Raw genomic sequence first — 18,853 nt, 5'->3', positions numbered from 1 at the left:
TCTGACCCCGGCTGCGGTGGGCTCTGTCGAGAGGCTGTTCCGTACATGAAAGTCGTCGTCGTCGAGTCGCCGGCCAAAGCCAAGACCATCAACAAGTACCTTGGTCACGACTACGAGGTGATTGCCTCCTTCGGACACATCCGTGACCTTCCGGCCAAGGACGGGTCCGTGGACCCGGACTCCGATTTCCGCATGATCTGGGAGCTGGAGGAGCGCGGCTCGAAGCGCGTCGCGGAGATCGCGAAGGCCGTCAAGGGCGCCGAGAAGCTGATTCTCGCCACCGACCCGGATCGCGAGGGCGAGGCGATCTCCTGGCACGTCGTCGAGGCGCTCGCCGCCCGCAAGGCGCTCAAGGGCATCCCGATCGAGCGGGTGACCTTCAACGCCATCACCAAGGCCTCGGTCGAGACCGCCATGCGCCAGCCGCGGCAGATCGATCAGGCGCTGGTCGATGCCTACCTGGCGCGCCGGGCCCTCGACTATCTCGTGGGCTTCAACCTCTCGCCGGTGCTGTGGCGCAAGCTCCCCGGTGCAAGGTCGGCCGGCCGCGTGCAGTCCGTGGCGCTGCGCCTCGTCTGCGAGCGCGAGTACGAGATTGAGACCTTCAAGCCGCGCGAGTACTGGTCGATCATCGCGACCCTCGCCACGGAGGGCGGCGGCGTATTCGAGGCGCGCCTCGTCGGCGCGGACGGCAAGCGCATCCAGCGCCTCGACGTCGGCACGGGCGAGGCCGCGACCGCGTTCAAGCGGGATCTCGAACTCGCCACCTTCGGCGTGGCCAGCGTCGAGGCGAAGCCCGCCAAGCGCCACCCGCAGCCCCCCTTCACCACCTCGACCCTGCAGCAGGAGGCCTCCCGCAAGCTCGGGATGGCGCCCGCCCAGACCATGCGGGTCGCGCAGAAGCTCTACGAGGGCGTCGATATCGGCGGCGAGACGGTCGGCATCATCACCTACATGCGTACCGACGGCGTCGACATGGCCCCGGAGGCGATCCTCGACGCCCGCCAGGTGATCGGGCGCGAGTTCGGCGACGCCTACGTTCCGGACGCTCCGCGCAAGTACAGCGTGAAGGCGAAGAACGCGCAGGAGGCCCACGAGGCCGTGCGTCCCACCGAGATGGGCCGGCTCCCGAAGCAGATCGCCCGCCACCTCGATGCGGAGCAGGCCCGGCTCTACGAGCTGATCTGGACCCGCACCGTGGCGAGCCAGATGGAATCGGCCGAGCTCGAGCGCACCACCGTCGAGGTAACCGCCAAGGTCGGGCCCCGCACGATCGACCTGCGTGCCACCGGGCAGGTGGTGAAGTTCGACGGGTTCCTGACCCTCTACCAGGAGGGCAAGGACGACGAGGAGGACGAGGAGGGCCGGCGCCTTCCCGCGATGAAGGCCGGCGATGCGCTCCGGCGCGAGCGCATCGCCGCGACCCAGCACTTCACCGAGCCGCCGCCGCGGTACTCCGAGGCGAGCCTCGTGAAGCGCATGGAGGAGCTCGGCATCGGCCGCCCCTCCACCTACGCGGCGATCCTGCAGACGCTGCGCGACCGCGAATACGTCAAGATCGACAAGAAGCGGCTCGTCCCGGAGGACAAGGGCCGGCTCGTCACCGGCTTCCTGGAAAGCTTTTTCAAGCGCTACGTCGAGTACGACTTCACCGCCGCGCTGGAGGGTCAGCTCGACCGCGTCTCGAATGCCGAGATCGACTGGCGCGAGGTGCTGCGCGATTTCTGGCGCGATTTTTCCGCGGCGGTCGGCGGCACCAAGGAACTGCGGGTCGCCGAGGTCCTCGACGCACTGAACGACCTCCTGGGCGCACACATCTTCCCAGAGCGGGCGGACGGGTCGAACCCGCGCGCCTGCCCGACCTGCGGCTCGGGTACGCTCTCCCTGAAGCTCGGCAAGTTCGGGGCCTTCGTCGGCTGCTCGAACTACCCGGAGTGCAAGTACACCCGCCAGCTCGCGGCCTCGGGCGTCGAGGGCGAGGGCGACGGAACGTCGGCCGAGGGCGGGCAGCCCGGCACGCGGGTGCTCGGCAACGACCCCGCCACGGGTCTGCCCGTGACCCTGCGGGACGGCCGCTTCGGTCCCTTCCTGCAGCTCGGCGAGGCCTCCACCGAGAAGGGCGCCGAGAAGCCCAAGCGTTCCTCGCTGCCCAAGGGGCTCTCCCCCGGATCGGTCGATCTGGAGATCGCCCTGCGCCTGCTCGCTCTGCCCCGCGAGGTCGCCCGGCACCCCGAGACCGGTGAGCCGATCCTCGCCAATCTCGGGCGCTTCGGGCCCTACGTGCAGCACGGGAAGACTTACGCGAACCTCGGAAAGGACGACGACGTCCTTGAGATCGGCGGCAACCGGGCCATCGACCTCATCGTGGCCAAAGAGCAGGGCGGCGGCCGCGGCCGCCCGGCTGGCGATCCGGGCCGGGTGGTCGGCACGGACCCGGCTTCCGGGCGGGCGCTGACCGTGAAGGCCGGGCGCTACGGGGCCTACGTTACCGATGGCGAGGTCAACGCCACGCTGCCGAAGACCGTCGTGGGCGACGCGCTGACCCTCGAGGAGGCGATCGGCCTCGTGAACGCGCGCCGCGCCGCGGGCGGCGGTAAGACGCCCGCGCGGGGCCGCAAGGCTCCCGCCCGTAAGGCCGCGCCGCGAAAGGCTGCGGGCGGCGATGAATCGGCACCGAAGCGGAAGCCGGCGGCGAAGGCCGGAGCCAAGGCGGCCGCGAGGCCGGCGGCCAAGCGGGCCCCCAAGAAGGCGGCGGAGTGAGGCGATTCGGTCCGGACAGCGCCGGGCCGAAGGCTGGAACGATAATGCGAGAGGATCAGACGAGGTAGCTGACAGCCGCCGCGATCGCTGTGGCGAGGGCCGCCAGGGCCACGATCGTCGGCGTCAGCACCGAGACCCGTGGCGCGGGCGCGGCCTCCTGCGGACAGCCGAACACCTCGCCGGCGGCGCGCTCCAGGCGAGCGAGGGTGAGGCGGCGCGCTTCGATCGCGGCGGTGCTCATCGGCTGGGGCTCCGGTTGGCGTTACGGCTCAGCTTCGGCAAGATAATGCCCTTCCGAGGTTTCGGTTCCGTCACCTTTCGGCGTATCCGCACCGCGAGACGGGATCTTAACCACGCTTGCGCATCACTCCGATGACACGGGCGCATCCGCCATTCGGTCCCCGGGTTTGGTGGGCGGCGCCCGCGCATGCGATCGTGCACCGCAGGGCGGATCCGTGCGGGACCGCTTTGATGTTTCCGGTTTGTTCCGGTACAAGGAGCGCATGAAGGCTCATGGTGCGAGACGCGATTCGAAGCCCGGGAGAGTGCGCGTGAGCGATCCCGCACGCGACTTGTTCGGGCCGGGCGCAAAGGCCGCCGGCGCTGGGCTGCCGGCGAGCGAGCGGCGGCGCCCGGTGGCCGTGCAACCCCTGCCGGCTCCCGAGGCGGCAGAGGCCGGCTACGATGCCTCCACCATCGAGGTCCTCGAGGGGCTTGAGCCGGTGCGGCGCCGGCCCGGCATGTATATCGGCGGCACCGACGAGCGGGCGCTCCACCACCTCTTCGCCGAGGTGATCGACAATTCCATGGACGAGGCGGTGGCGGGCCACGCGAGCTTCATCGAGGTGGAGCTGGAGGAGACCGGCGCCCTCGTGGTCACGGACAACGGCCGTGGCATCCCGGTCGACCCGCACCCGAAGTTTCCGGGGAAGTCCGCCCTCGAAGTGATCATGACGACGCTGCACGCGGGCGGCAAGTTCGACTCCAAGGTCTACGAGACCAGCGGCGGCCTGCACGGCGTCGGCATCTCGGTGGTCAACGCCCTGTCGGACGTCCTTGAGGTCGAGGTCGCCCGCAACCAGACCCTCTATCGCCAGAGCTTTTCCCGCGGCCACGCACAGGGCGGGTTGGAGACGGTCGGGCGGGTCCAGAACCGTCGCGGCACCCGCGTGCGCTTCCACCCCGATGCCGAGATCTTCGGAGCGCTGAAATTCGATCCGCGCCGCCTGTTCAAGATGGCGCGCTCGAAGGCCTACCTGTTCGGCGGGGTCGAGATCCGCTGGCGCTGCGCGCCGAGCCTGCTCGAAGGGCTCGACGACGTGCCCCCGGAGGCCGTTCACCGCTTCCCGGGCGGCCTGCGTGACTACCTCGCCCGCGACATCGACGGGAAGGAGCTCGTCACCGACGCGATCTTCTCCGGCAAGGTGACGCGGCCGGGCTCCCACGGCTCCCTCGAATGGGCCGTCGCCTGGATGGTCACGGAGGACGGCGTCTCGTCCTCCTACTGCAACACCATCCCGACGCCCGAGGGCGGCACGCATGAATCCGGCCTGCGCGTCGCGCTGCTGCGGGGCCTGCGCGAGCACGCCGAGCGCGTGAACCAGGCCAAGCGCATGACGGCGGTGACCACCGACGACGTCATGGCGACCTGCGCCTCGATGCTCTCGGTGTTCATCCGCGAGCCGGAGTTCCAGGGCCAGACCAAGGACAAGCTCGCCACCGTCGAGGCCTCCCGCATCGTCGAGACGACGGTCCGGGACGCCTTCGACCACTGGCTCGCGGATTCGCCGACGCAGGCCGCGAAGCTCCTCGACTGGGTGATCGACCGGGCGGAGGAGCGCCTGCGCCGCCGCCAGGAGAAGGAGGTCGCGCGCAAGACCGCCACCCGCAAGCTGCGCCTGCCCGGCAAGCTCGCCGACTGCTCGGCCGCCGGCACGGCGGGCTCCGAGATCTTCATCGTCGAGGGCGACTCGGCCGGCGGCTCCGCCAAGCAGGCCCGCGACCGCGCCACCCAGGCAATCCTCCCGCTGCGCGGCAAGATCCTGAACGTCGCATCGGCAAGCCGGGACAAACTCGGCGCGAACCAGCTCATCTCGGACCTGACCCAGGCCCTCGGCTGCGGCACGGGCCATCAGTACCGCGCGGAGGACCTGCGCTACGACAAGGTGATCATCATGACGGACGCCGACGTGGACGGCGCCCACATCGCCTCGCTGCTGATCACCTTCTTCTACCGGCAGATGCCCAAGCTCATCGACAAGGGCCATCTCTACCTCGCGATGCCGCCGCTCTACCGGCTGCAGCAGGGCACCAAGACGGCCTATGCCCGGGACGACGCCCACAAGGACCAGCTCATCCGGACCACCTTCAAAAACGGCAAGGTCGAGATCGGCCGCTTCAAGGGCCTCGGCGAGATGATGCCGGCGCAGCTGAAGGAAACCACGATGGACCCGAAGAAGCGCACGCTGCTCCGGGTCGCGGTGCTCGACGAGGCGCGCGAATCCACGGGCGACGCCGTGGAGCGCCTGATGGGCAACAAGCCGGAGGCGCGGTTCGCCTTCATCTCAGAGCGCGCCACGTTCGCGGACGGCGCGCAACTCGACATCTGAGGCGCTTGGCCCCTGGCTTCTCTGCCGGATACCTCCTCCGGGGCGGGCCGGCAGGCCCGCGCGATTGCCTGAGCGGAGCCCAGTTCGCCCTCGACGTGACCCGGTGGGGCGTCGAGGGCCAAGCCACCGGGAGGGGTGGCTCCTCGCCTGCATCGTCCGCCGTGATGCCCCGTAATACGGACGCGGACCCGCGCGTCCGCGACGAAGCGCGTGCGCCGATTTATTCTCAGTTCTACTTCAGCGCGCTTCAGATGGACTTGCATTTCAACTTTCCGATGCTTTGCGTCCGGGCCTGGGGCGCCGAGCCCCGATTCCGCCGCGAAATGCCTCGGGACGGCCGCAAGCGCGGCCGTGTTGTCGCCACATCTGTCAAGCCACATCGGGGCTGCGGCCAGAATCGCCGCGCGGTTGTGCAAACAGGGTACAAGGCCAGATGCAGGCTCGGGTCGGGACGTCTCGGATCGCTTCCACCAAGGCACGCTTCGGTGCCGGCCCTGCCGTTCCGCCCGATGCGATCACCGTCTCCGCCCTGGTCGGGCGCGACCACGGCAGCCGCCCCGCCCTCACCCGCTCGATCCTGTCCATGACGCTGCTCGCCGGCGGGTTGAGCGCCGTGCTCATCGGCTCCGGGGCGGAACTCGGGCGGATCGGCCTGGAGCAGGCCGTGCCGGCCGCTCATGCGGCCACCGAGATCACCATGCCGCGCCCGCGCCTCCAGGCCGTGTCCGCGACGATTCCGGCTCCGGCACCGACGGTGCTGACGGCCTCGTCGGCCTTCGCGCCCGTGCATGACCTCGACACGGAGCTCGGCTCCAACGCCGTCGACCGCGTCTCCTACGACTTCCTGCTCTCCGAGAGCGCCGTCGGCGACCCGAACGACATCCTCGAGTTCGGGCCGATGAAGATCCGCCGCCACATCGTCCAGACCATCGTGCGCGCTGCGCAGAGTGTGCAGACCGACCCCGTCCTGCTGATGGCCGTGGCGGACAAGGAGTCGAGCTTCATCACGGCGGTCCAGGCGAAGACCTCCTCGGCGACCGGCCTCTATCAGTTCATCGAGCGCACCTGGCTCGGCGTGGTGCGCGATTTCGGCCCAAAGTACGGCCTCGCCCAGGAGGCCGCCCTCGTGGTTCCGGATGCCAACGACCGCCCGAGTGTGACCGACCCCGCCGAGCGCGCCCGGATCCTGGAGCTGCGCCGCGACCCCTACCTGTCCGCGCTGATGGCCGGCGAGATGCTGAAGCGCGATGCCGCCCGCATCGCTCTGCGGATCGGGCGCGAGCTGTCCCTCGGCGAGGTCTACCTGGCGCACTTCCTTGGGCCGGACGACGCCGAGTCGTTCCTCGCCAAGGTGGTGGACAAGCCGAAGGCCGCCGCCGCCCAGCTGCTGCCGGGGCCGGCCCGGGCCAACCGCTCCATCTTCTTCGCGGCGGGCCGCGGCCGGCGCAAGGCGGCGAGCCTGTCCGTGGCGCAGGTTCACGAGAAGTTCGAGGCCATGATGAGTGCACGCGGCGCCCGTTACCGGGACGTGCGCGCGGTCTCCGGCCTCGTGGCCTCCGCGGATACCGCGACAGAGTGAGGGGTGGCCGCCGCTCCGCGGCGAATTGCCGGCTGCGGCGCAACTGACGGACGGTTGCCGACTTTTCTCCTCGTTTGGCGACATCCGCCGCCGACACCGTTGACGGGGGGATCCACGTGAGCACACCGAAGCGCGACGGCCCCGATGGACGCGTCCCGCGCGCCGTCGAGACCCTGACGCCCGGCATTCCGCTGGATCAGATCGGTCAGACCCTCGCCTCGTTCTACGACAGCCTGGTGGCCGAGGGCGTGCCCGAGCACCTCGCGGCCCTGGTGCGGCAGGTGCGGCAGGGACCCGCCGACCGGGCCGAGGCGGATGCCGGACCCGACGCGCAGGCGCGCCTCGCCCTCGTGGTCGAGGATGATCCGTCCGTGCGCGCGCTCGCCGAGACGCTCCTCGAGGAGACCGAGCTGTCGGTGATCGGCTGCGACAGCGCCGAATCCGCGCTCACGGTGCTCCAAGCCCGGGGCGGCGAGGTGGCGCTCGTATTCGCCGACGTGCGCCTTGCCGGCGAGATGGACGGCCTGCAGCTGGCCCACGCGGTCGCGACCCTGTGGCCTAGGGCCCGCCTCGTGATCACCTCGGGCTGCTATTCGGGCCGCCCGCAGATTCCGCCGCAGGCGGTCTTCATCCCGAAGCCCTGGCGCCCCTTCGACGTGTTGGTCCAGGCCGAGCGCGCCACGACCGAACTGCCGCCACCCCTGCGCTGAGGCCGCGACGGCCCGCAGCTTGCTACGCGCTCCACGGCGGAGGGCGGAGCCGTGATGCGGCCCCTCGCCCCGACGCCGCGCGAAGCCGATTGCGACATGCCGTGCCGATTCTCGCCGTCCGCCACGTCACAACCTATCGTTACCGGCAGCCCGTCGCCTTCGGCGAGCACCGGATCATGTTCCGCCCGCGGGACAGCTACGACCAGCGCCTGATCGAGGCGTCGCTGGAGATCGACCCGGCACCGGAGGCGGTGCGCTGGCTGTTCGACGTGTTCGGCAACTGCGTGGCGGTGGCGACCTTCTCGGGACGGGCGCAGGCCCTGACCTTCACCTGCAGCATCACGCTGGATCACCAGCCGGACCACGCGCCGGTCTTCCCCCTGGCGCCCCACGCGACGCATTACCCCTTCGGTTACGGGGCGGAGGACATGCCGGACCTCATCCGGTCGATCGAACGGCAGTATCCGGACCCCTATCACGAGGTCGACGCCTGGGCGCGCGGCTTCGTGCCCGCCGAGGGTCGGATCCCGACGCAGGACCTGCTCGCCGCGATGACCCGCAGCGTGCGGCGGAACTTCACGTATCTCGCCCGCAGCGAGAAGGGCGTGCAGGATCCGGTGACGACGCTGAAGCTGAAGCGCGGCAGCTGCCGCGACTTCGCGGTGCTGATGATGGAGGGCGTGCGGGCGCTCGGCATGGCGGCGCGCTTCGTATCCGGCTACCTCTACAATCCCCGCGGGGACCGCGAGCGCCACGTCGACGGACACCGGGGCGCCGGCTCGACCCATGCGTGGCTGCAGGTCTACCTTCCCGGCGCGGGCTGGGTCGAGTTCGACCCGACGAACGGCATCGTCGGCAATCGCGACCTGATCCGCGTCGCGGTGGCCCGGGACCCCCGGCAGGCGGTGCCGCTGCACGGCTCCTTCTTCGGGTTCCCGCACGACGACCTCGGGATGAGCATCAGCGTGGAGGTGCGCGAGGTCCAGCCGGGCACGATCCCTGCTCCGGGCGAGGATGGCCGGGCCGATCCTCCGGCGGATGCGAAGGCGGGTGGCAGACCATGAAGATCAGGACGGGCTTCGACATCACCTTCGAATCGGCTCAGCCGACACCGATGATCCTGATGCTCAGCGTCCACCCCTCCCGCCTGCCCGACGTCCTGACCCCCGACGAGATCCGCTTCGACCCGCCGATCCCGAGCCAAACCTATCGGGACACGTTCGCCAACACCTGCACCCGCATCGTCACGCCGCCCGGTCGCCTCACCCTGTCGGCCGACTTCACCGTGCAGGATTCCGGGGATCCGGACGCGGTGGAGCCGGGGGCCCGGCAGATCCCCGTGCAGGACCTTCCCGACGACGTGCTCGTCTACCTCCTCGGCTCCCGCTACTGCGACACCGACAAGCTCTCGGCCACCGCCTGGTCGCTGTTCGGCACCGCGCCCGAGGGCTGGAGCCGGGTGCAGGCCATCGTGGACTACGTGCACGAGCGCATCCGCTTCGACTACATGCGCGCCGACGCGACGCGCACGGCGCATGACGGCTTCATGCAGCGGGAAGGTGTCTGCCGCGACTTCGCGCACCTCGCGGTCGCGTTCTGCCGCTGCATGAACATCCCGGCCCGCTACTGCACCGGCTATCTGGGCGACATCGGCGTCCCGAAGGACCCGGCCCCGATGGACTTCTCGGCCTGGTTCGATGCCTTCCTGGAAGGCCCCGAGGGTCCGCGCTGGTACACGTTCGACGCGCGCCACAACGTGCCCCGCATCGGCCGCATCGTCATGGCCCGGGGCCGGGACGCCACCGACGTCGCGATCACCACCAACTTCGGCTACGCGCACCTCGCACGGTTCGCGGTCCATACCGACGAGGTCGCCTAGCCAGGTCGGCATTGCCTACGTCCGAGACTGCGCATTCATCCGCGCTTCAAATTCTTCCACGGCGGGTGGAACCTGAAAGCCACGCTTACGCTTGTAATGGCAAAGGTTACTGCACAGGTAGGCTCCACCATGAAGACCACCGTCAGCGCAATCGCAGCTCTCCTCGGCGTCTGCGTGCTTGCCGCGGCGCCCGCGAAGGCCGCCTCGTCCTACGACCCCTTCGGCGGCGATGCCGACGACTACTATTCGGAGCCCTACCAGCCCTACGGCTACCAGGGCACGCAGAGCCGCGACGCCTACGGCCAGCAGGGCGCCTACGCCCCGGGCTACGGCCAGGGCGTGCAGGCGGCACCCCAGGCGCAGGTTCAGCCGATCCCGCGCGAGCTCGTGCGGTTCGACGGTGCCTACAAGCCCGGCACGATCGTGGTGGTGACGGCCGAGCGCCGGCTCTACTACGTACTGCCGAACGGCGAGGCGATCCGCTACGGCGTCGGCGTCGGCCGGCCGGGCTTCACCTGGTCGGGCGTCAAGACCGTCACCGCCAAGCGCGAGTGGCCCTCGTGGACGCCGCCGGCCGCGATGATCGCCCGCCGCCCCGATCTGCCGCGCTACATGGCCGGCGGCATCGAGAATCCCCTCGGCGCCCGCGCCATGTACATCGGCAACACCGAGTACCGCATCCACGGCTCCAACGAGCCGGACACGATCGGCCAGGCGGTGTCCTCGGGCTGCATCCGGATGACCAACGACGACGTCACCGACCTCTACGAGCGCGTGAAGGTCGGCGCCAAGGTCGTCGTCCTGAACTGAAGCCTCGGCGAGGCGCAGGACGCGGGCCGCGTCGTCTTCGGACGGCGCGGCCCGCCTGCGTTCGGCTTGAGGGACGCCCCTCGGGGCCTCAGGGAACGATCCGCCCGACCGCCGTCTGAGGCGGGCTGAACGAGACCACCGGCATGTCGCAGAAGCAGCGAGCGCCGAGGGGCCGCGGCCCGGGCAGCGGACACGAATAGGGCTGGGGACCGCTGATGCCCTGCTGGATGGCGTCGCAGTTGAGGCCGACCGCGCGGCGCGGCGGCGGACGGACGGCCCGATCCTCGTAGGCCGGGCGCCGCGGGGGGCGCTCGTACTCGTCCTCGCCGTAGTACTGGGCGCTCGCGCCCTGGGCTCCGAACATCCCGGCAAGTATCGCCGCGGCGAGGCCGAGGCGGTGAAGGGGTCGCATGGTTCGTCCTTTCGCGGATGCCTGTGCGGGCCCGGGCTTACGCGGAGAACGGGGGCGAAAACGAGACGGCCCGCCCCGCCTGGTCGGCGGTGCGGGCCTCTCCTTGCTCAAGCAGTGCCGACTGACGCCGGAGCTGCGGGATGGCCTCAGCTGTTGGCGGCCTTCTCGGCGTCGTGGACGGTCTGGCGGGCGGCATCGGTGCCCTGCTCCATCGCCCGGCGTGCGTTATCGGCACCTTCCTGCATCGCGGACTTCGCGCGCTCGGCGCCCTGCTGCATCGCGGTCTGCGCGAGCCCGCCGAACTCCTTGGCCTGGGCCTGGATGGCGGCGAACTGGCTGCGCACGAACTCGGCCTGGTGCTGCATGGCCTCCTGCATGTCGCGGGAGCGGACGATCTTCTGGGCGAGGTCGAAGGCCGCGTTCACGTTCTGCTCAGCGAACTCGAAGCCGCGGGCGGAGACGTCCTGCGCGTTGGTGCGGGCGAGCTCGGCCGAGCCCTGGACAGTGTCGGCAGTGCGGCGGGCGGCGCCGATGAAGCTGTCGAAGGCCTTGCGGGCCTGGTCGACACTCTTCTCCGCAAAGTCACGCATCTCGCCGGGGATCTCGTAATTGGGCGTGTTGGCCATTTGCGTTTCCTCTCCAACTGTATGGTGCAGTGCGATAGTGCGCTGCACAATAACACATCTGCGACCGGATGCCAGCCCCCGACCCCGTTCCGGGACCGGCATTAAGGTTGACATGACGTAAACGTGTGACGCGCGCTTGAACTGTCCAGCGCTCCGGCGCACTCAGCCTACACTATGGGTGACGAACCGACCCATTTTTCGGGGTCGGGGGTTGGACGACGGCAGGAGTGGGGACGGGTCCAGGCGCATGAGCGGGTACGGGGCGGGTACGGACCAGGGGACGGACCAAGGGACGGACGACGCGCTGATCGAGCCGGCCCGGGCTGGCTGGATGGCTGATCCGCGCCTCGGCGCGATCCTCGAGGATCGCTCGGCACCCTGGCTGGTGCTCGATGCCCAGGGCGCGACCATCCTGGAAGCCGGCCCCGGGGCGACCGGTCTCGCGCGGGCGCTCGCAGATGCTGATGGGCACATCGCGGCGGCCATCGACCTGCCCGGACAGATCCTGCGGGCCGGACTTCCCGAGGCAGGGCCGCGCCTCGTCCGGCTGCGGCTCGACGCCCGCCGCCTCGCCGTCCCGGTCACCGCCCTGCTCTGCCGCGGCACGCTCGCGGACGGCACGACGGCTCTTCTCGTCGCGCCCACGGGTGCGCTCCCGGTGCTCCGGCCGCGGGGCCCGTCGCGTTTCGGCGCCGAGTCGCCCGGGCCGGCCGCGCCCGAGCCTTCGCGGGGGGACCGTCCGAGGCCCCGCGTCGGTGATCGCTTCGTCTGGCGCAGCGATGTCGAGGACCGCCTGATCGCGGTCACGGGCGGCTCCGCCGAGGCCCTCGCGCCCATCCTGCTCGGCCAGTCCTGGAGCGGCCTCGCGGCGGCCGGTCGCCTGCAGGCCGCGGAGGCGCTCCTTCGCGCGATCGCGGAGCGCCGCACCCTCCGGTCGGTCGGTGTCCGCCTCCTCGACGCCGGACAGGTTGTCGATGTCGACCTGTCCGGCGCGCCGCTCGCCCGGACAGTCCAGGCCTTCGCGGGCTATGGCGGCTTCGGCCTCGTGCGCGCGGTGTCGGGTACCGCGACCGAGCGGGCTGGCCCGGAGCCCGAAGCCACGCCACCCGCGCTCCCTGAGGACGGTGGAACTCCGCCGACCGAGGACCTCGGGACCGAGCCGACCTCGGGCGGGCCGGAGGCGGCCCCGGAGCCCGCCCTATCGGCCGGGCCGGCGCTCGCCGCCCTGTCGCTCGCCGCCCTCGTCACCGCCGCCCGGTTCGGCAAGACCTGGACCGAGGCGCCCCCCCTGCCTCGCACGACCGGCTCGGCGGGAACCTGGATGCCGCCGGTCCCCCCCTCCGTTCCTGCCTCCGAACCTGCCCTGTCGGTGACCGAGCACGACGCGTTCCGGGAGATCGCCCGGGCGCTCGGTGCGCGCTACGCCGGCGACGAGGAGGCGCCGCGCGACGGTGGGGCCGAGCGGCCGGAAGCCTCCGTGACGCCCTTCCCGGCAACCCGCAGGCCGGAGGACGCGGGCGACGCCGCCGCGTCCGTTCCGAACGGCGGGGCCCGGCCCGACGACGCCGCGGCTCTCCTTGCGGGATGGCCCGAGGCGATCCTGATCTACCGCGGGGACGCGGTCCTCCACGCCAATGCCCGCCTGCTCGCGCTGACGGATTTTCCCGACCTTGACGCGCTGGCGGAGGCCGGCGGCGTCACCAGCTTGTTCAAGGGGCTCGCGCCCCACCGGCACGGCGAGCCGGAGGCCGGGGAGCCGGCGGATGTCCCGGCCTGGAGCATCCTGCCGGTGCCGGTGGCCCTCGCCACCCGGACCGGTGCCAGCCGCAGCGTCGAGATCCGGCACGCGACGGTCCCCTGGCAGGGCGGTCCCGCCGAGTGCCTCCTCCTACGCGAGATCCGGGCGGACGACGCGGCGCGGGAACTCGCCGCGGAGCGGGTCGCGCAGGCCTTTCGTGAGGCGCACTCGGCCGATGCCCGGGCGGCGCTCGATGCCGTCGAGGACGGGATCGTGACCGTGGACGGCGCCGGCCGTGTCGTGGCCCTCAACCTCCGGGCGAGCCTCCTGTTCGGCTGCGACGACCGCGAGGTGGTGGGCGGCAGTTTCGTCGCCCTGTTCGCGGCCGAGAGCGCGGACGCCGTGCGCCAGAGCCTGAACCTGCCCGGCAGCGATGCCTGCCCGGTGACGATCGGCGGTCGCGGCCCGACCACCCTCGACCTGAAGGTCGCCCGCCCCTACGCGGACGGCAAACGCATCGCCACACTGCGGCCGCGGCTCCCCGCCGCCCAGCCGCTCGCCGTGCCCTCCGCCGGAAGGGCTCAGGCGGCCGCCGGCATCGCGCCGACGGAATTCCTCGCCAAGGTGAGCCACGAGATCCGAACCCCGATGAACGGCATCCTCGGCTTCACCGACGTGATGCTGAAGGAGCAGTTCGGACCCGTCGGCAACGACCGCTATCGGCACTACCTGCGGGACATCCACGCCTCCGGCACGCACGTCCTCGGTCTCGTCAACGACCTCCTCGATCTGGCCACCATCGAGGCGGGCGGGCTCGACCGGACGGTCACGGCGCTCCGGCTCAACGACCTCGTCGGCGCCTGCGTCGCGCTCCTTCAGCCCCAGGCCGCGCGCGGGCGGATCGTGGTGCGCACGAGCTTCGCGCCGGACCTGCCCCCGCTGGAGGGCGATGAGCGCTCTCTCCGGCAGGCCGTCCTCAACGTCGTCGGCAACGCGGTCGCGTACACGCCGGCCGGCGGGCAGGTCATCGTATCGACGGGCCTCGCCGAACGGGGCGAGATCGCCCTGCGGGTGCGCGACACCGGCACTGGCATGAGCCCGGAGGAGATCGAGGCCGCCCTGGAGCCGTTCCGGCACGTTACGGTTTCGGGGCCGCGGCGCGGCGGGGGGACGGGTCTCGGCCTGCCGCTCACCAAGGCGCTCGTCGAGGCGAACCAGGGGGGGCTGCACATCGCCAGCCGCCCGGGCGAGGGCACGCTCGTCGAGATCCTGTTCCCGGCCCGCTTGGCGATGAGCGCCTGAGACCAGGCGGGACCGCGGTCGGAGCCGGCCCGTCCCACCAGGAGGCGACAAATCAAAGGCGTTGTCAGCGTCCCCAGCAGCGACGGCGTGGCGCCGCCGCGAGCGGCTCCAGATGCATCTCGCGCTGGGTGCGCCACGGAGGCGACGCTTGCGGCGGCCCGACTCATGTCGACTTGACAGGTGTCGCGTCCGCATCCAAGCACGAATTGCATTGTGCCCAACCGATTTAGACGTCGGGACTGACGCTTGCAGCGGCCGAGAGCCGGAGTCTAAGAAAAGTTTGGAAGATCCGGCTGCGCGGGCTTAACCGCGATACGATCGGACGCCGAAGGACAGGGAAGAACGCGATGGGCGACAGGATCGTTGAGGTTCAGGACGCGTGGCGCCAGGGTGCGCACGTCGACGACGCCAAGTATCTCGAAATGTACAAGGCCTCCGTCAGCGATCCGGATGCGTTCTGGGGTGAGCACGGCAAGCGTATCGACTGGATGACGCCCTACAAGCGCGTCAAGGACACCAGCTTCGAGCCCGGCAACGTCTCGATCAAGTGGTTCGAGGACGGCAAGACCAACGTCTCGTACAATTGCGTCGACCGTCACCTGGAGACCCGCGGTGATCAGACCGCGATCATCTGGGAGGGCGACGACCCGAACGAGTCGAAGCACATCACCTATCGCGAGTTGCACGCCCAGGTCTGCCGCATGGCGAACGTCCTGCGCAACCGCGGCGTCGGCAAGGGGGATCGCGTCACCATCTACCTGCCGATGATCCCCGAGGCCGCCTACGCGATGCTGGCCTGCGCCCGTCTCGGCGCCATCCACTCCATCGTGTTCGGCGGCTTCTCGCCGGATTCGCTGGCCGGCCGCATCGAGGGCTGCGCCTCGAAGCTCGTGATCACCGCGGACGAGGGCCTGCGCGGGGGCCGCAAGGTTCCGCTCAAGGCCAACGTGGACGCCGCGATCGAGCGGCTCGGCAAGGACGTGGTCGACCACGTCGTGGTGGTGCGCCGCACCGGCTCGCAGGTCGCGATGGAGCCCGGCCGCGACGTCTACTACCACGAGGCCGCCGAGCAGGTGACCGACGATTGCCCGGCCGAGGCCGTCGAGGCCGAGCACCCCCTCTTCATCCTCTACACCTCGGGGTCCACGGGCCAGCCGAAGGGCGTCGTCCACACCACCGGCGGCTACCTCGTCTACGCCGCGATGACCCACCAGTACGTGTTCGACTACCGCGAGGGCGACATCTACTGGTGCACGGCCGATGTCGGCTGGGTGACGGGCCACAGCTACATCGTCTACGGCCCGCTCGCGAACGGCGCCACGACCCTGATGTTCGAGGGCATCCCAACCTACCCGTCGAACGCCCGGTTCTGGGAAGTCGTCGACAAGCACAAGGTCAACATCTTCTACACCGCCCCCACCGCGATCCGCTCGCTGATGGGCGGCGGCGAGGGCCCGGTGAAGAAGACCTCCCGGGCGAGCCTGCGCGTGCTCGGCTCCGTCGGCGAGCCGATCAACCCGGAAGCGTGGGAGTGGTACTACCGGGTCGTCGGCGACGAGCGCTGTTCCATCGTGGACACCTGGTGGCAGACCGAGACCGGCGGGATCCTGATCACCCCGCTGCCCGGCGCCACCGCGCTGAAGCCCGGCTCGGCCACCCGGCCGTTCTTCGGCGTGCAGCCGCAGATGGTCGATGCCGAGGGCAAGGTCCTCGATGGCGCCTGCGAGGGCAACCTCTGCATCGCGGATTCCTGGCCGGGCCAGATGCGCACGGTCTACGGCGACCACGAGCGCTTCGAACAGACGTACTTCTCGACCTATCCGGGCAAGTACTTCACCGGCGACGGCGCCCGGCGGGACGCGGACGGCTACTACTGGATCACCGGCCGCGTGGACGACGTCATCAACGTCTCCGGTCACCGCATGGGCACGGCGGAGGTCGAGTCCTCCCTCGTGGCGCACCCGAAGGTCGCCGAAGCCGCGGTGGTCGGCTACCCCCACAACCTCAAGGGCCAGGGCATCTACGCCTACGTCACCCTCAACGAGGGCGAGGAGGGTTCGGACGAGCTGCGCAAGGAGCTCGTCACCTGGGTCCGCAAGGACATCGGCCCGATCGCCTCGCCGGACCTGATCCAGTTCGCGCCGGGGCTGCCGAAGACCCGCTCGGGCAAGATCATGCGCCGCATCCTGCGCAAGATCGCCGAGGACGAGTTCTCCTCCCTCGGCGACACCTCGACGCTCGCCGACCCGGCGGTGGTCGACGACCTGATCGAGAACCGGCAGAACCGGGCGCGCTGAGCACCCGCCGCGACGGGCGCGCGAAGGCGCGCCCGTCGCCCGTTTTCCCTACCCACGTCGATCCTCAACGACCGGAGCCCGCCAGAAGGCTGCCGGCAATACGGGAGTCTGTGCCATGTCCACGCTGGACGTCGAGAGAATCGTTCGAAACCCGGAGTTCCGCCAGCTCGTGCACGAGCGGACGCGCTTCGGCTGGATCCTCACCGGGCTGATGCTGCTCGTCTATTTCGGGTTCATCGGCCTCATCGCCTTCGACAAGGCGCTGCTGGCCACCAAGGTCGGCGGCACGGCCTCGCTGGGCCTGTTCCTCGGCGTCGGCGTCATCGTGTTCGCCTTCATCCTCACCGGCATCTACGTGGCCCGGGCCAACACGCGCTACGACGCGCTCGCGGCCGACCTGAAGCGGAGCGTCGGGCAATGAGCCGCCTCGTCCTCGCGGCCGTCCTCGGCCTCGCCGCCCTGCCCGCGCACGCGGCCGGGCCGGATCTCGGCGCCGTTCAGCAGCAGGCCACGAACTGGCCGGCCATCGGCATGTTCCTGTTCTTCGTGCTGTTCACCCTCGGCATCACGTACCGGGCCGCCAAGGGCACGAAGTCGGCCTCCGACTTCTACGCGGCCGGCGGCGGCATCTCGGCCGGCACCAACTCGCTCGCCATCGCGGGCGACTACATGTCGGCGGCCTCGTTCCTCGGCATCTCGGGCCTCGTCTACACCTCGGGCTTCGACGGGCTGATCTACTCCACGGGCTTCCTGGTCGGCTGGCCGATCGTGCTGTTCCTGATCGCCGAGCGCCTGCGCAACCTCGGCAAGTTCACCTTCGCGGACGTGGCGAGCTTCCGGCTCGACCAGACCGCGATCCGCATCATCTCGGCGACCGGCACCCTCGTCGTGGTGGCCTTCTACCTGATCGCCCAGATGGTCGGCGCCGGCAAGCTGATCCAGCTCCTGTTCGGCCTGCCCTACCTCTACGCGGTCATCATCGTCGGCGTGCTGATGATCGTCTACGTGGCCTTCGGCGGCATGAAGGCGACGACCTGGGTGCAGGTGATCAAGGCCTGCCTGCTCCTCGGCGGCGCGACCTTCATGGCGGGCGCGGTCCTGTACAAGTACGGCTTCAGCCCCGAGGCGCTGTTCGCCTCGGCGGTCGCGACGCATCCGAAGGGCGACGCGATCATGGCGCCGGGCGGCCTCGTGTCGAACCCGATCGAGGCGATCTCGCTCGGCGTCGGCCTGATGTTCGGCACGGCTGGCCTGCCGCACATCCTGATGCGCTTCTTCACGGTGTCGGACGCGCAGGCCGCCCGCAAGTCGGTGTTCTACGCCACCGGCCTGATCGGCTACTTCTACATCCTCACTTTCATCATCGGCTTCGGCGGCATCGCCCTGCTGATGTCGGATCCGGGCTACTTCAAGCTCGGCCCGGCCGGTGCCTTCGACAAGCTCAAGGACATGATCGGCGGCACCAACATGGTCGCCGTGAACCTCGCGAACGCGGTCGGAGGGCCTTACTTCCTCGGCTTCATCTCGGCGGTGGCCTTCGCGACGATCCTCGCGGTGGTGGCAGGCCTGACGCTGGCCGGGGCGTCCGCGGTCAGCCACGACCTTTACGCCCAGGTGATCGCCCGCGGGCGCACCACCGAGGCGCACGAGGTCAACCTGTCGAAGATCTCGGCGGTGGTGATCGGCCTCGTGGCGATCTACCTCGGCTACGTGTTCGAGAACCAGAACGTCGCCTTCATGGTCGGCCTCGCCTTCTCGGTGGCGGCGAGCTGCAACTTCCCCGTGCTCGCGATGTCGATCCTCTGGCGGGGCACCACCACCCTCGGCGCCCTGCTCGGCGGCCTCGTCGGCCTCGTCGCGGCGGTGACGATGGTGGTCCTCTCCAAGGCCGTGTGGGTGACGACGTTCGGGCATCCGGCAGCGCTCTTCCCCTACGACAACCCGGCCCTGTTCTCGATGCCGTTGGCCTTCGCCACGATCTTCATCGTGTCGAAGCTCGACAACACTGCCCGCGCGCGCCGCGAGCGCGACGCCTTCGACGCGCAGTACGTCCGTTCGGAGACCGGGATCGGAGCGGCGGGCGCCCACGCGCACTGAGGCACCGCAGAGAAACTCGCTCAACGGATGCAAC

At 70.2% G+C, this 18,853-nt stretch carries 14 protein-coding genes; 11 read left to right on the top strand and 3 right to left on the bottom strand.

Annotated elements, in window-relative coordinates:
- The first annotated feature begins 45 nt into the window (after positions 1-45).
- Positions 46-2,760 (top strand): type I DNA topoisomerase, encoded by a 2,715-nt coding sequence (gene topA / locus ACLBXP_RS10425; RefSeq protein ID WP_447667577.1) that lies wholly within the window; start codon positions 46-48, stop codon positions 2,758-2,760.
- A gap of 55 nt (positions 2,761-2,815) precedes the next feature.
- On the opposite strand, the gene ACLBXP_RS10420 is transcribed toward topA, so the two are convergent.
- Positions 2,816-3,001: a hypothetical protein gene (locus ACLBXP_RS10420; RefSeq protein WP_447667576.1), complete on the bottom strand. Its 186-nt coding sequence runs from the start codon at positions 2,999-3,001 to the stop codon at positions 2,816-2,818.
- Between the two features lie 310 nt (positions 3,002-3,311).
- Here ACLBXP_RS10420 and parE point away from each other — a divergent pair, with 310 nt between their 5' ends.
- From parE to ACLBXP_RS10390, 6 genes are all read left to right on the top strand, one after another.
- Complete coding sequence (parE, locus tag ACLBXP_RS10415) at positions 3,312-5,369, top strand: DNA topoisomerase IV subunit B (RefSeq protein WP_447667575.1); 2,058 nt, start codon at positions 3,312-3,314, stop codon at positions 5,367-5,369.
- A 433-nt stretch (positions 5,370-5,802) separates the two neighbouring features.
- The gene (locus ACLBXP_RS10410; protein WP_447667574.1) at positions 5,803-6,948 is read left to right on the top strand and encodes a transglycosylase SLT domain-containing protein; all 1,146 of its coding nucleotides are present in this window, start codon (positions 5,803-5,805) and stop codon (positions 6,946-6,948) included.
- Between the two features lie 185 nt (positions 6,949-7,133).
- Positions 7,134-7,658 carry a response regulator gene (locus ACLBXP_RS10405; protein WP_447667732.1) on the top strand — a complete coding sequence of 175 codons (525 nt, stop codon included), beginning with the start codon at positions 7,134-7,136 and terminating at the stop codon, positions 7,656-7,658.
- A gap of 101 nt (positions 7,659-7,759) precedes the next feature.
- Positions 7,760-8,722, top strand: a complete 963-nt coding sequence (locus tag ACLBXP_RS10400) for a transglutaminase family protein (protein WP_447667573.1) — start codon at positions 7,760-7,762, stop codon at positions 8,720-8,722.
- A complete protein-coding gene (locus ACLBXP_RS10395; protein WP_447667572.1) occupies positions 8,719-9,537 on the top strand; it encodes a transglutaminase-like domain-containing protein in 819 nt (272 codons plus the stop codon). Before ACLBXP_RS10400 ends, ACLBXP_RS10395 begins: the two co-directional genes overlap by 4 nt.
- Before the next feature lie 129 nt (positions 9,538-9,666).
- Positions 9,667-10,347: a L,D-transpeptidase gene (locus ACLBXP_RS10390; protein ID WP_447667571.1), complete on the top strand. Its 681-nt coding sequence runs from the start codon at positions 9,667-9,669 to the stop codon at positions 10,345-10,347.
- A gap of 88 nt (positions 10,348-10,435) precedes the next feature.
- Here ACLBXP_RS10390 and ACLBXP_RS10385 read toward each other — a convergent pair whose 3' ends face one another.
- Complete coding sequence (locus tag ACLBXP_RS10385; protein WP_447667570.1) at positions 10,436-10,759, bottom strand: hypothetical protein; 324 nt, start codon at positions 10,757-10,759, stop codon at positions 10,436-10,438.
- Positions 10,760-10,905: 146 nt separating this feature from the next.
- The gene (locus tag ACLBXP_RS10380; protein ID WP_447667569.1) at positions 10,906-11,385 is read right to left on the bottom strand and encodes a phasin; all 480 of its coding nucleotides are present in this window, start codon (positions 11,383-11,385) and stop codon (positions 10,906-10,908) included.
- A 247-nt stretch (positions 11,386-11,632) separates the two neighbouring features.
- On the opposite strand from ACLBXP_RS10380, the gene ACLBXP_RS10375 reads away from it, so the two are divergent.
- The 4 genes from ACLBXP_RS10375 (at position 11,633) to ACLBXP_RS10360 (ending at position 18,819) form a co-directional block, all read left to right on the top strand.
- The gene (locus ACLBXP_RS10375; RefSeq protein WP_447667568.1) at positions 11,633-14,425 is read left to right on the top strand and encodes a sensor histidine kinase; all 2,793 of its coding nucleotides are present in this window, start codon (positions 11,633-11,635) and stop codon (positions 14,423-14,425) included.
- Positions 14,426-14,772: 347 nt separating this feature from the next.
- On the top strand, positions 14,773-16,722 hold the full coding sequence (gene acs / locus ACLBXP_RS10370; RefSeq protein ID WP_447667566.1) for an acetate--CoA ligase: 1,950 nt from the start codon (positions 14,773-14,775) through the stop codon (positions 16,720-16,722).
- A gap of 115 nt (positions 16,723-16,837) precedes the next feature.
- Positions 16,838-17,143: a DUF485 domain-containing protein gene (locus tag ACLBXP_RS10365; protein ID WP_447667565.1), complete on the top strand. Its 306-nt coding sequence runs from the start codon at positions 16,838-16,840 to the stop codon at positions 17,141-17,143.
- On the top strand, positions 17,140-18,819 hold the full coding sequence (locus tag ACLBXP_RS10360) for a cation acetate symporter (protein WP_447667563.1): 1,680 nt from the start codon (positions 17,140-17,142) through the stop codon (positions 18,817-18,819). Before ACLBXP_RS10365 ends, ACLBXP_RS10360 begins: the two co-directional genes overlap by 4 nt.
- The last annotated feature ends 34 nt before the right edge of the window (positions 18,820-18,853 follow it).

This window comes from Methylobacterium sp. A54F (assembly GCF_053346035.1).
This window is presented reverse-complemented; position numbering and strand designations above follow the sequence as displayed.